Origin of the sequence: Acinetobacter sp. ANC 4862 (assembly GCF_004336635.1) — a bacterium.
Taxonomy (GTDB): Bacteria; Pseudomonadota; Gammaproteobacteria; order Pseudomonadales; family Moraxellaceae; genus Acinetobacter.
This window is the reverse complement of the sequence record NZ_SJXH01000032.1, coordinates 25399-38740: the sequence shown is the minus strand read 5'-3', so window position 1 is coordinate 38740 and position 13342 is coordinate 25399. Positions and strand designations below refer to the sequence as shown.

Here is a 13342-nt window from a genome sequence, read left to right as displayed (position 1 = left end):
CTTTGGCGACTTACCGTGAACGCGGTAAAATCCGTGCGCTTGAAGACTTCCTGGATGCACGTTTAAACGTGTCTGAAATTGAAGGTCTTGAGCCATCTCCACCTCCTGCACGCGGTAGTCGTGATGGCGGCGGTCGTGGTCGTGATGGCGGTCGTGGCGGTTTTGGCGGCGGTCGTGGTCGTGATGGCGGTCGTGGTGGTTTTGGTGGTGGTCGTAGCCGTTTTGAAGGCGAAAGCAACTTCAAACGTCGTGAAGGCGGTGATGATCGTCCACAACGTAGCTTCGATGACAAACCACGTGGCGAACGTCCTTCTTATGGCAATGATCGTCCTAAGCGTGATTTCGGTGATCGTCCTAAGCGTGATTTCGGTGATCGTCCAGCGCCACGTCGTGAAGGCGGTTATGGTGATCGTCCACAACGTTCTTTTGATGACCGTCCAAAACGTGATTTTGGTGATCGTCCAGCTCCACGTCGTGAAGGTGGTTTCGGTGATCGTCCACAACGTTCTTTCGATGATCGTCCTAAGCGTGATTTCGGTGATCGTCCAACGCCACGTCGTGAAGGCGGTTTTGGTGATCGTCCACAACGTTCGAATGATGACAACCGTGGCAACCGTGTAGATTACAAACCAGCTCGTGAAGGTGATCGTTCAGCTCCACGTCGTGATTTCGGTGATCGTCCAGCTCCACGTCGTGAAGGCGGTTTCGGTGATCGTCCACAACGTTCTTTCAGCGATGATCGTCCTAAGCGTACTTTCGGTGGTGAAGATCGTCCACGTCGTAGCTTTGATGACAAACCACGTGGCGAACGTCCAGCTTTTGGTGGCGAAGATCGTCCACGTCGTAAATTTAACGACTAATTTAATCGTTAGATTTAGATAGAAAAAACCGGTGGAAACACCGGTTTTTTTATGGATTAATCTTTGATCTTATAAGATAAAAATGTATACTCAATCATGTTTTGTTTTAAAATCGTTAAATATGAACAATGAATCTACTCATTATATTTGGAATTTTAATCAAGAGGTGATTATGCCTTATATTGGTTTGGCCTTATTGTTATGCAATATTGGGTACTATATCTATAACTCTGTTCTGTAACACAGTGTCCTGTTTTTATATCTGTTTTTTATAAAAAAAAGAATTACAATTAAATTCATTAGAACATTCACTGGATTGGTTAGCTTTTATCTAAAAGTAACATTTTAAACTTTAATCCTTTTATAGTATGCATGCTGAAAAAATGTAGGAAAACGCTCAGCTATGAATAATCAAATACCTCAACAAGCTGAATCTTGGATTGAAGTCAATGATTTGAGCTTTAAACGAGGGAAACGTGTCATTTTTGATCATGTCAGTTTAAAGATTCGGCGTGGTCAGATTACCGCCATTATGGGGCCTTCAGGTACAGGTAAGACAACCATGCTGCGTCTGATTGCAGGGCAGCTCGTTCCAGACCATGGACAAGTCTTATTGGATGGAAAAGATATTGCACATATGTCGCGCCAAGAATTATTTGCGACTCGGGCGCGTATGGGCATGCTGTTCCAAAGTGGTGCTCTGTTTACCGATATGAGTGTCTATGAAAACGTGGCTTTTCCGTTACGTGCGCATACCAAACTCCCTGAACATCTCATTGCAGAACTGGTGGCACTTAAACTGGAAGCGGTGGGCTTACGCGGTACTGAAAAGTTTATGCCTGGAGAACTATCTGGAGGGATGAACCGTCGTGTCGCCTTGGCACGGGCCATTGCGCTTGATCCAGAACTGATCATGTATGATGAACCCTTTGCTGGACAAGATCCGATTGTGAAAGGGGTACTTACGCGTTTAATTCGAACCTTGCGTGAAGCACTGGATTTAACCACGATTATTGTCTCGCATGATGTGGGTGAAACCTTATCGATTGCCGATTACATCTATATTATCGCTGAAGGGGTTATTCAGGGTGAGGGAACGCCTGCCGAATTAAAACAACATGAATCGGCATTTGTCCGTCAGTTCCTAACCGGTGCTGCCGAAGGTCCTGTCGATTATCAGTTTAGTCATAAGGCTTATTTAAGTGATGAGGTGCGTTCATGAATGCTATTGCCTCATTAGGTAGACGCGTCATTGAACGTGTACATGGCATCGGTGTGGCAACGGTGATGTTGCTACAAATCCTGTTTTCCATGCCGACCTGGCTCGGGGTCAAACTGTTTATTTACCAAATGCACCGTATTGGCGTGATGTCTTTATTGATTATTGCCGTATCAGGTTTGTTCATTGGTTTGGTGCTGGGCTTACAAGGCTATTCCATTTTGGTCAATATTGGCTCAGAAGCCATGCTCGGCACGATGGTGTCTTTAACGCTATTAAGAGAGTTGGCTCCTGTCGTCGCTGCATTATTGTTTGCAGGTCGTGCCGGTTCGGCTTTAACGGCTGAAATTGGCTTGATGAAAGCGACAGAGCAGTTGGCCAGTATGGAAATGATCGGTGTCGATCCGTTGAAACGTATCGTTTCACCCCGTTTATGGGCAGGTATTGTCAGTCTGCCGATGTTATCGATCATTTTTGGTGCCATTGGCATCATGGGTGGTAAAATGGTGGGCGTCGATTTTTTAGGGGTGGATGAAGGTTCTTTCTGGAGTGGGATGCAAAATAGCGTGCAGTTCTATAAAGATATTTTCAACGGCACTATTATTAAAAGTCTAGTTTTTGCATTACTTTGTACCTGGATTGCGGTTTATCAGGGTTATGCCTGTGTGCCGACTTCTGAAGGGATTGCAACATCGACTACGCGAACAGTCGTGTATTCCTCATTGTGTGTTTTAGGTTCTGATTTTGTGTTGACTGCGGTCATGTTTGGAGGTGTTTAATGAAATCACGTACAAGTGAGCTGACCGTAGGTATTTTTGTCATTCTTACCGGTATTGCATTATTTTTCTTGGCCATGAAAGTGAGTGGCCTGGTGGGAACCAACCTGCGTGATAGCTATGAAATGACCGCAAGTTTTGACAATGTCAACGGTTTAAAACCGCGTGCAAAAGTCACCATGAGTGGGGTCACAATTGGTCGAGTAACTGACATTACCCTTGATCCGGTATCGCGTTTAGCGACAGTACATTTCGAATTGGATGGTAAGCTGACTTCATTTAATAAAGAACAGCTTAAAACGGTGGAAGCCAATGCTTTAGAAGAACTGCGCTATAGCACAGAATATACTGAAGCGACACCTGCGAAACAAAAAGAAATGGAAAAACAACTTTTGGATAACATGCGCTCCATCACCAGTATTGATGAAGATGCTTATATTATGGTGGCGACCAATGGTTTATTGGGTGAAAAATACTTAAAAGTGGTACCGGGTGGTGGTTTGAACTACGTGAAACGTGGTGAAAGTATTGCCAATACTCAGGGTACTATGGATCTTGAAGATTTAATTAGTAAGTTTATTACTGGTGGTGCGGGTAAATCATCGGCAAAAGCGGCAGATGCAAAGCCATCGGGTGAATCAACTGATGCAGAAGCATCATTTGTTGAATAATTTGGAGAGGAAGTTTTAGTGAATACTTTAGTTAAACAGACACTTGCAGCTAGTGTTTTATCAACAATGATGGCGACTACTGCATTTGCAGCACCGGCAGAAGCACCTCCTGCTTTTGTTAAAAAAGTTGCGGATAGTCTGATTTCACGCTTAAAAGCGGATAATGCGAAATTGCAAAACAATCCGGCTGCAGTGAAAGCTATTGTACGTCAAAATCTTGACCCATATATTGATTCACATTCATTTACCCGTATTGTGATGGGTACCTATGCGACCAATCAATACAGTACGGCTGCCCAGCGTGCTCAATTTGAACGCAACTTCCGTGAAACTTTAATTGAAAATTATGGCAGTGCATTTGCCAAATTCTCAAATCAATCTTATAGCCTTCGTCCATACAAAGACACCAACAGCAAAAACCCTGTTGTGACGATGGACTTTAATAACAAAGGTGAAAAAATTCCTGTATCTTTCCAATTGGTGGATAAAGGCAATCAATGGAAAATCCGTAACATTAATGTTTCGGGCATTGATTTAGGTTTGCAGTTCCGTAATCAGTTTGCTTCAACCGTAAAACTGAATGGCGGTAACTTGGATAAAGCGATTGCAAACTTCAAGCCAGATGCAGATGTAGCTGTTAATAAAAAATAACTAAGTAGGTGTTCGGTGATTGAAATCATTAATCAGGAATTACAGGTTTCTGGAAAAATAGATTATGTAAATGCTGAAAGCTATTACCAGCAGGGTTTGAAACTGATTCAATCTCAAAATCAGTTTCCTGTAGTGGTGAATTTGGCACAGTTAGAGCAAGGTAGTACTTTGGCTTTGGCGGTATTGGTTCGCTGGTTACGTCAAACTCCGAAAGCACAAGGCATCCAGTTTAAAGCTGTGCCTGAAAAAATGATGAAAATTATTCAAGCCTGTCATTTGCAAAATGATCTGCAATTGATTGACTGAACACACAAAATAAAAAAGCACCGAAAGGTGCTTTTTTATTGTCTGCAAATCGGTATTTATCAAATCGGGAGCGTTTCTTGCGCTTCGCTTTAAAAGCAGTGCTGTAAAAAAGCTCGCTCAAATCCATTTTTTCCAGCGGAAATAAATCAATGGTCCAATAAAGAAAGCGACTAAAATAATACCGACCATAATGAAGCTGCTTGTTCCTCTCGCAAAAGGCAGTACGTCGGTATTCATACCATAAACACTGGCAACTAGCATCGGTGGAGCGAGCATACTTGGCAAAATCGAGAATCGACGAATCGTGTCGTTCTGTTCGGTGTTAATGAATCCAGAGGTGGTATCCAGTAAGAATCGAACCTTTTGGAATAAGAAGGCATCATGTTCAACCAACGAACGTACGTCTTCACTGAGCTCTCGAATATCAGCATCGTAAATATGACTGCCCAAAGCACGTGGGCGAGATAAGAAAGTCAGCACACGACGTAAGTCAATTAAACACAATTGCGCTTTTCCAAGCATGTCTTCTAATTGTGCCAAACGCGTAATCATGTCATCCAAATCGAGCATTTGTTCACGATGACGGTTGTTCAACACTTCGGTGGAATATTTTTCCAGGTCTTTGTGGATATCTTCCAGGATATCCGCAAGCTCATCCAGTTTGGCTTCAAGTAGACCAAGAAGAACCCAGGTGGGGTCTTTATAATCAATTTCGTAATCATTACGGCGCGCACGGGCACGAAAGGCACGGAATGCAACCAGCTTTTCACCACGTAAAGTAAACAGGTGTTGTTTGTGCAGAATAAAAGCAACGGTTTGTACGGTAGCTAAAATACTGGAATCGTCATCTGTTTCGCCATCGACCTGAAAGTTTTTATTTTTCGTTAAAAAGTAGGTGCTGATGTGTAAAATACCGTCATCATCACGGTAAAATCGTGCTGATGAGGAAATGTCTTCTAATGATTTTAGTGTGGGTAAATTCTGTTCATAAGCATCTAATACCCATTGTTGTTCTTCTTGTGAGGGAGCGATTAAATCAATCCACACTAAATCTGGGTGAAGATCGAAGCCCCCATTAATAGTGGCATCTTCCAAACTACCGCGCTCTGTGGCGTAAAAGGCTTCAAGCATGCTGTCTTTTCCCTGCGCAGTATAGGTTAATCGATGGGTGTATTTTAGACAAGGAATTGAATAAAAACACTGATTGAATCGCTTATTTGTTAAAAAATCTCCTGAAAATTTACTTTATTAGTATGACATCTTCAAAACATGGTGAAAAAATGACGAAATCAATCGCAATTTTTTGTGGTTCAGCTGTGGGGACAGATTCCATTTTTTTGGACACTGCACAGAAAATGGGTCAAACAATTGCTCGGCAAGGTAAAACACTGGTCTATGGTGGTGGTCGTTCAGGTTTGATGGGCATTGTTGCGGATAGTGCCTTACAGGCGGGCGGTAAAGTTATAGGTGTGATTCCAAATGCATTGGTCGACCGCGAGCTTGCGCATCCACATTTAACCGAATTGCATGTGGTTGCGAATATGCATGAACGTAAGACCAAAATGTCGGAACTTTCCGATGCTTTTATTGCTTTACCGGGTGGTGCAGGAACTTTGGAAGAAATTTTTGAGCAGTGGACTTGGGCACAATTGGGTATCCATTTAAAGCCATGTGCATTTTTAAATGTGGCGGGTTTTTATGATGATTTGCTGAAATTTATCCATCTGACCACAGTGAAAGGTTTTACTCATCCACGTTTTTCTGACAGCATTATTGCCTCAGATTCTATCGAAGATATTTTACAGCAATTTAATGCTTTCCAAGCGCCACAACCGAAATGGGGTATGGTGGATCAAGAAGCATTGGTGAAACATGCATGAAAATCATTACTGTGGCGGCAGCTATTATTTTAAATGATCAACAACAGCTTTTAGTGGTGCGTAAACGTCATACCTCATGTTTTATGCAGGTGGGTGGGAAACTGGAACCGAATGAACCCCCTGAACAAACCATGCTGCGTGAAATTCAGGAAGAAATTGGTTGTCAGGCATCAATTGAGCAATTTGTTGGTCGCTTTGAAACAGCCACAGCCAATGAGCCAGATCATTTATTGGTGAGCTATGTTTATGTAGTAAGTTTGGATCATGCGCCGAAAATTGATGCAGAAATTGCAGAAATGAAGTGGGTCGATTTGGATGATCAGCAAACTAAACTTGCACCCTTAACCACTGAAATTGTGATGCCGTGGGTGAAGCAATTTTTAATTGAAAGCTCTGTCATCTAATTTGCTAAAGAATGAAAATGACTCATTCTCTTGCGCCATATATGGCTCAGGGAGGTGAGGAATGTATTTCGCAAGGAGATGAGGGAAATCAGTATCCTTTATTTCCTAAAAGCAGAGCAGCCTTTAAATCTCTGCACTCGCGACACATGCAGCATAAATTTTCTGGCAATCGAGTTCCTCAAGCTTTTGTTTTAAAGCATAGATGGAACTGCCTGTAGTCACTACATCATCTAAAATAAGTACACGGCGATAACGAAGTTTGGATGTGGTATTGATCTGAAATTGTTGTTCAATATTTTCAATACGTTCTAAGCGGTTTAAGCCTTTTTGTGAATGCTGTTGTAAGCGGGTGACGGGTTGCCATACGGGAATATTCAGTGCTTTGGCCATGATTTTAGCCAGTACCAAAGACTGGTTGTAACCACGTTCCACCAGCCGTTCATTTGATATCGGCATCGGCACAATCGCTTGGATTTTGGGTGGGCGAAGTTCCAGTAAGGTGCTTGCAAGCAAATTTTGAAAATGCAGCTGTTGCTCGTATTTAAATTTTTGAATAATACGATCAATCGGGTAGTCATAATGACAAGCCACTTGAATATCCATTTCCTGTCGCTGAACAGTACTTTTAGACCATGGCAATTGTTGCCAGCAATCTTCACAGAGTGAATGGTGTTGCTGTCGGTCAATTCCCAAAGTACGCAAGGCGAAATGCTTTGGATTGCTTTGTGGAGCAATGGATTAATGAATTGGAGCATGTTTTTATTCTTCTTTTATTTAGCGTTAATTTTGCACAGTTTGTATTTAGTTTCAATAACGGCAGCATCCATGCCGCCCACGTAATCATGACTACTTGACTAAGTGTTTAATTTTATACTCATTATCAAATATATTTTTTGAAATGATTCTCTACACATAAGCGTATCGTGGTGCTTCAGGCAACCAGCGTTTTAATAAGGCATTGGCATTTTCAGGATAATCTTTGAGAATTTGCTGAGCTACGTAATGTGCCTGATTCAGTAGATGATCGTCTCGTTCTAACTTGGCAACCCGAAAACCCATATCCCCGGTTTGTTTGGTGCCGAGCAGTTCACCCGGACCGCGAATTTCCAGGTCTTTTTCTGCAATCACGAAGCCATCATTACTTTCACGCAAAATCCGTAAGCGTTCCTGTCCATTTTGCGACAGCGGGCTTTTATAGAGCAGTGCACAGAAACTGGCGGTTGCTCCTCGTCCAACCCGTCCACGCAACTGATGTAATTGTGAAAGTCCTAGGCGTTCAGCATTTTCAATCACCATAATCGAGGCATTCGGAACATCGACGCCTACTTCAATCACGGTGGTGGCAATCAGTAGTTGCAGCTGATTATCTTTGAATTGTTGCATCACCGACTGTTTTTCATCGGCTTTCATTTTGCCGTGTACCAAGCCAATATTCAGATGGGGAAAGCGCTCTTTAATTTCCTGATAAGTCGCTTCAGCCGCTTGAGCATCCAGAGTTTCAGACTGTTCTACTAGCGTACAAACCCAATAAGCTTGTTTGCCTTCAGCACAATTGGTGGCAATTCGGGTTAACACTTCTTCACGACGGTCTAAAGGAATGGTCACGGTTTGAATCGGGGTTCGACCCGGAGGAAGTTCATCAATCACCGAAGTATCCAAATCCCCATAAGCCGACATCGCCAGTGTGCGCGGAATAGGTGTAGCAGTCATCACCAGTTGATGTGGTGTCATGCCATTTAAGCCTTTGTTGCGTAAAGCCAAACGCTGATCCACCCCAAAGCGATGCTGTTCATCAATAATCACCAAACCGAGTTTGGAAAATTCGACATTTTCCTGAAACAGGGCATGGGTACCGACCACTAAATTGGCAGTGCCTTGTTTAATGCCTTGTTCTGCTGCTGCGCGTGCTTTACCTTTTTGTTTGCCTGAAAGCCAGGACACGGTTAAACCCAAGGGTTCAAACCATTTTTTAAAATTTAAATAATGCTGTTCAGCCAAAATTTCAGTCGGTGCCATCAGTGCCACTTGCCAGCCTTCTTCAAGCGCATGACAGGCTGCGACTCCTGCAACCAAGGTTTTACCTGCTCCGACATCCCCCTGAACTAAACGCAGCATGGGTTTGTTTTGTTTTAAATCCTGCACAATTTCTTTGGAGACCCGTTTTTGCGCATTGGTCAGATTAAAGGGCAGACCAGCTAATAGCTGTTTGGAAAAATTTTTACTCGGTGAAAAAGAAGGGGCTTCAATTTGCTGAATATAAGCACGACGTGAAAGCAAACTAATCTGATGTGCGACCAACTCTTCAAAGATTAAGCGTTGTTGAGCAGGGTGTGAGCCTTGTGCCAGTTGCAACATGTTGGCATTCAGTGGCGGCTCATGAATATATTCCAGTGCCTGTTTCAGCGCATAACCATTGGTAAATTTTTCTGGCAATAATTCAGGCAGGTCATCACTGTGCTGTTTCAGTGCCTGTTTGACATAGTCACGGATTTTGGCTTGGGTTAAGCCTTCAGTGGCTGGATAAATCGCGGTCAGTTCAGTTTTGGGTAAGGGAGTATGTTCGGTGATCAGCTGAATTTCAGGATGATACATTTCCAAACCACGCGCACCGACACGTACTTCACCAAATATTCGCAGTTGATTGCCTATTTTGGCACGATCAGTCAGGGCTTTATAGACATGGTAAAAACGCAAGGTGACTTTGCCAAAATCATCCTCTAATAGCACCGCCATCGATTTGCGTTTACCCGGTGGAAAATCTACACCTCTGACCACGCCTTCCAGTAAATAGCTGCGCCCCACGGTCAATTGGTTCATGGGGATGATCGTGCTACGATCTTCATAATCACGTGGCAGATGAAACAAAAGATCATCTGTGGTGAAAATATTCAGTTTTTCCAGTAAAGCAGCAGAGGCGTTTCCAACCCCTTGCAATTGATGGACTGCAGCCATTTACCCTCAACTTAGGTTATATAATCAGGTGTTTAATGCATATATTATTTATTGGTTATGGTAAAACATCTCAGCGCGTTGCTAAACAATTATTTGAGCAAGGCCACCAAATTACCACAATTAGCCGAAGTCCGAAAACGTATGAATTTGCGACACATCTGATTCAGGATGTTCATCAACTGGATTTAACGCATGTTCCAGCGATTGATTGGGTATATGTATTACTGTCACCTTCGCAAAGTACAATCGAAGCTTATCAACAGACCTATGTCGATTCTGTTGTACCTATCGCAAAGGTATTAAAAAATCATCCAGTTAAAAAGGTTGTGGTGGTTTCCTCAACTCGAGTCTATGGTGAAAATGCGGGTGAGCGCGTTGATGATGATTCAATCATGCAGCCCAGTGATGAGCAGGGCAGATTACTATTAAAGATGGAACAGCTGTATCAGCAGGCTTTCCCGAAGCAATGCATCATCATTCGTCCGACAGGGATTTATGGCACGTCGGTGGCGAGGATGATCAAGCTGGCTGAAACGACTCAAAGCTATCCTCAAATTCACTGGTCAAACCGGATTCATATCGATGATCTGGCTCGATTCTTGGCGCAATTGATTCACGTGGAACATCCGGAAAAATCGTATATTGTCAGCAATAATCAGCCAATCCCTTTACACGAAACGATTCAATGGTTTCAACGGCAGCTGAATTTACCTGAACTGGTTTTAGAAAGTGAGGAAGTGTCGGGAAAAAGGATTTATGCAAAGAGGATGGTTGAAACAAGATTTGAGTTAGAGCATAAAGATTGTTTTGGGGATTATTTGAATATGTTAGAAAATAATTGAAGCTCCTTGTCCCTCTGGGAGAAGGTTGGGATGAGGGTTTTTATAATCGACCTCTCCCTAGCCCTCTCCTAGAAGGAGAGGGAACGGACAAGGAAGATTATTTCTTCTTACGTTTTAAACGACGTTTCGCTTGTTGAGCCGCAACTGCATCCAAAGCTTCTTTCAGCTCTTCATCACTAAAGGTTGTAATGTGCTGAAGCATTTGTAAAGTCACATCATCCAGAACCAGGTTGGCGTACTGCGCAACATTCTGGAAATTTTCATCAAACACAATCGCATTGTCTTCGTTGTTACGAATATAACCTTGTTGAGTCAGTACTTTAATAAAGCTTTGGAATAAGGCTTTATCGAAGAATTCAGGCGAGTTGAACTCATACAGAACAGACAAACGTTGACCGACCAAATGACTGAGTTCTTCCACCTGACGGGTCGAAATGTTGCCTGAACCACGCTGCGTGATCAGGGCCAAAGTCATGTAATACCGCTCAAGACTTTGCATCACAGGAGCAGCCAGAACCACCAGCTGATTATGATCTTCCGAGTTGGGCGCTGGAGATTCTAGGTTGCCTTCCGTATCTTCAGAGATCAATTTCGCCTTAATTAATGCTTCAACATAGGCACAGATTTGATCTTTCAGTTCATCATCTTGCCATTTTAAGAACAATTCAGCTTTCAAGAATGGATAGAGGGTGCGAATCACATTGATCAAATCGCCACGACGGATCGAACCGTTATGTTCAACCAAAGCAGCAATTAAAGACGGTAATACAAAGGCATGCAGAATGTTATTGCGGAAGTAAGTCAGTAATACGGCTTGATTGTCTTCAATCGCAATAATGTCGCCCAACACATGTTTGATACGTTTAATCAGTTTCAGTTTTAAACCGTAGGCAATAATTTCTTTGCCTGAAAGTGGTGTGACTTGTGTGCGTGCATCATAAGGTAAGGCAGCGACCAGATTACGGTATGCATCGAGCTGTTTAATGCAGATCTCTTCATCTAAAGTATGTTTTGGTGTTGCCAGTAGAATCAGAGAAAGCAGTGAAACAGGGTTAATCACCACAGCACGGTTAATATTTTCTAGAATCGCATGCGCCGAACTGTTAACTGCATCCGACACTTCCGACGGAATAGGATCATCATTCTTTTCAATCTTGATTTTATCTGCGCCGTGTTTTTTCAGCATGTCATCTAAAAACACAGGTTCGCCGAAGTTCACATGCACTTTACCGAAAATACGCTCGATTTTACGCAAGGTTTTTAAAATGCCCACAATCGATTCAGACTCTTTCGGCTTGCCTTGCATTTCACCGACATAGGTTGAACCTTCCATCAGGCGTTCATAACCAATATAGGTCGGCAAAAACACGATTGGTTTTGATCGACCGCGCAAATGGCTATGTACGGTCATCGCAAGCATGCCGGTTTTCGGTGGCAACAAACGCCCTGTACGTGAACGGCCACCTTCAATAAAGTATTCAAGAGGCGTGTTACGCGACAAAATACTGTACAGGTATTCTTTAAATACCGTGGTATATAAACCATTGCCGCGGAAAGTACGGCGAATAAAGAATGCACCGCCACCACGGAGCAATTGACCCACAAACGGCATATTCAGGTTATCACCTGCAGCAATGTACGGCACCATCATGCCACGCTTGTAAATCACATAGGACAGCAACAAGTAGTCGATGTGACTGCGGTGACAGGGGGTATAGATAATTTCGTAGTCTTTGGCAAGTTCACGCACGGTGCTGAAGTTATGCACTTCCACGCCGTCATAAAGCTGCGTCCATAAACGGGTCAGCGCCATATCGGCAAAATGCACTGCAGAATGTGAATAATCAGAAACGATTTCGTTTAAATAACCAATCGCACGACGTTCAGATTCAATCATGCTGACTTTGCTGCGGATGCTTTCACGGCGAATGGCTTCTTGCACATCCGTAGATTTGATGAGTGAATGCATGACATTGCGACGGTCTGACAGGTCAGGGCCGAGCACTACTTCACGCTGACCATCCAGGTAGTTATTCAGCGTATTTAGAATGTAAGTTGCTGGCGATAAATTGGGATGGGTCTTTTTGGCAAAATCGACAAGGGTACGTAAGGATTGCCCTTGATGGAATTCCAAATAAGACTGACGACCATGCAAGCCAATATTCACCAATTGTTTAACTGTACCCGGGGTTGCCCAAGTATCAGTAAACAGCAGCTTGAACCAGGAATCTTCTTTATCTGGCGAGCGTCCCCACAGCACAGTCACAGGAATCAGTTCGATATCCACTTCAGGATGATTTTCTAAAATATCGATTAAACGGAGTAAACGTGGCGGAAAAGCATGGGGTGGTGGGTTAAGTAAATTATTTTCGTTGTGATGCTGCAAGAACAACACCGATGCTTTTTCTTTCTGATTCCCGACCACTAGCGGGTTTAATGCCGGTGAAAGTTTGAGACGTCGTGTTTCACCGTCGACAATCAGTGCATTGCTACGCGAGTAATTTTGTAAAACATAGCAGACCATTTTTTGCTTAATCGGTTGGTCTGTTGCTGCATTTGCTTCTGTAGTTGTCGGTTCAGTAGGAACCTCACCAAGAACATGTGGGGTTACCACGAGGTCAAGCAGCTTACTGGAAAGCTGACGATACATTTGACCAAAGCCACTCTTGGACATATACACTCCTACTTAAATGACCGAAACCACAGATTTTCTGAGGGGGAAATTGTTTTGCATCATTGTAATTTAAAACAGTATGTCATTTTCTGACAAAATTCATATTG

12 protein-coding genes and 1 pseudogene are annotated in these 13342 nt (G+C 43.1%); 9 read left to right on the top strand and 4 right to left on the bottom strand.

Going from position 1 to position 13342, the window contains the following annotated elements:
- The 6 genes and pseudogenes from E0409_RS12950 to E0409_RS12925 form a co-directional block, all read left to right on the top strand.
- Nucleotides 1-860: pseudogene (locus E0409_RS12950) on the top strand (DEAD/DEAH box helicase); the annotation flags it as partial.
- Between the two features lie 403 nt (nucleotides 861-1263).
- Entirely contained in the window at nucleotides 1264-2082 is an 819-nt protein-coding gene (locus tag E0409_RS12945) for an ABC transporter ATP-binding protein (RefSeq protein ID WP_131291473.1), read from the top strand.
- Nucleotides 2079-2858 (top strand): lipid asymmetry maintenance ABC transporter permease subunit MlaE, encoded by a 780-nt coding sequence (mlaE, locus tag E0409_RS12940; protein WP_131291471.1) that lies wholly within the window; start codon nucleotides 2079-2081, stop codon nucleotides 2856-2858. The genes E0409_RS12945 and mlaE overlap by 4 nt, the downstream gene beginning before the upstream one ends.
- Nucleotides 2858-3526, top strand: coding sequence for an outer membrane lipid asymmetry maintenance protein MlaD (gene mlaD / locus E0409_RS12935; protein WP_131291469.1), 669 nt, complete (start codon nucleotides 2858-2860; stop codon nucleotides 3524-3526). Before mlaE ends, mlaD begins: the two co-directional genes overlap by 1 nt.
- An 18-nt stretch (nucleotides 3527-3544) precedes the next feature.
- Entirely contained in the window at nucleotides 3545-4177 is a 633-nt protein-coding gene (locus E0409_RS12930) for an MlaC/ttg2D family ABC transporter substrate-binding protein (RefSeq protein WP_131291467.1), read from the top strand.
- 15 nt (nucleotides 4178-4192) lie between these two features.
- On the top strand, nucleotides 4193-4483 hold the full coding sequence (locus tag E0409_RS12925) for an STAS domain-containing protein (protein WP_131291465.1): 291 nt from the start codon (nucleotides 4193-4195) through the stop codon (nucleotides 4481-4483).
- Between the two features lie 117 nt (nucleotides 4484-4600).
- Here E0409_RS12925 and E0409_RS12920 read toward each other — a convergent pair whose 3' ends face one another.
- On the bottom strand, nucleotides 4601-5614 hold the full coding sequence (locus E0409_RS12920; protein WP_131291463.1) for a CorA family divalent cation transporter: 1014 nt from the start codon (nucleotides 5612-5614) through the stop codon (nucleotides 4601-4603).
- A gap of 149 nt (nucleotides 5615-5763) precedes the next feature.
- Between E0409_RS12920 and E0409_RS12915 the strand changes: the two genes are divergently transcribed.
- Together E0409_RS12915 and E0409_RS12910 are read left to right on the top strand one after the other, a co-directional pair.
- Nucleotides 5764-6363 carry an LOG family protein gene (locus tag E0409_RS12915; RefSeq protein WP_131291461.1) on the top strand — a complete coding sequence of 200 codons (600 nt, stop codon included), beginning with the start codon at nucleotides 5764-5766 and terminating at the stop codon, nucleotides 6361-6363.
- The gene (locus tag E0409_RS12910) at nucleotides 6360-6767 is read left to right on the top strand and encodes an NUDIX hydrolase (RefSeq protein WP_131291459.1); all 408 of its coding nucleotides are present in this window, start codon (nucleotides 6360-6362) and stop codon (nucleotides 6765-6767) included. Before E0409_RS12915 ends, E0409_RS12910 begins: the two co-directional genes overlap by 4 nt.
- Before the next feature lie 123 nt (nucleotides 6768-6890).
- Here the strand turns inward: E0409_RS12910 and E0409_RS12905 are convergent, their stop codons facing one another.
- Both E0409_RS12905 and recG read right to left on the bottom strand, forming a co-directional pair.
- Nucleotides 6891-7469 (bottom strand): ComF family protein, encoded by a 579-nt coding sequence (locus E0409_RS12905; protein WP_171458815.1) that lies wholly within the window; start codon nucleotides 7467-7469, stop codon nucleotides 6891-6893.
- A 204-nt stretch (nucleotides 7470-7673) separates the two neighbouring features.
- A complete protein-coding gene (gene recG / locus E0409_RS12900; protein WP_131291455.1) occupies nucleotides 7674-9719 on the bottom strand; it encodes an ATP-dependent DNA helicase RecG in 2046 nt (681 codons plus the stop codon).
- Between the two features lie 35 nt (nucleotides 9720-9754).
- Here recG and E0409_RS12895 point away from each other — a divergent pair, with 35 nt between their 5' ends.
- Entirely contained in the window at nucleotides 9755-10561 is an 807-nt protein-coding gene (locus E0409_RS12895; RefSeq protein WP_131291453.1) for an NAD-dependent epimerase/dehydratase family protein, read from the top strand.
- Between the two features lie 97 nt (nucleotides 10562-10658).
- Here the strand turns inward: E0409_RS12895 and plsB are convergent, their stop codons facing one another.
- Nucleotides 10659-13235 carry a glycerol-3-phosphate 1-O-acyltransferase PlsB gene (gene plsB / locus E0409_RS12890; RefSeq protein ID WP_131291451.1) on the bottom strand — a complete coding sequence of 859 codons (2577 nt, stop codon included), beginning with the start codon at nucleotides 13233-13235 and terminating at the stop codon, nucleotides 10659-10661.
- Nucleotides 13236-13342 lie beyond the last annotated feature (107 nt).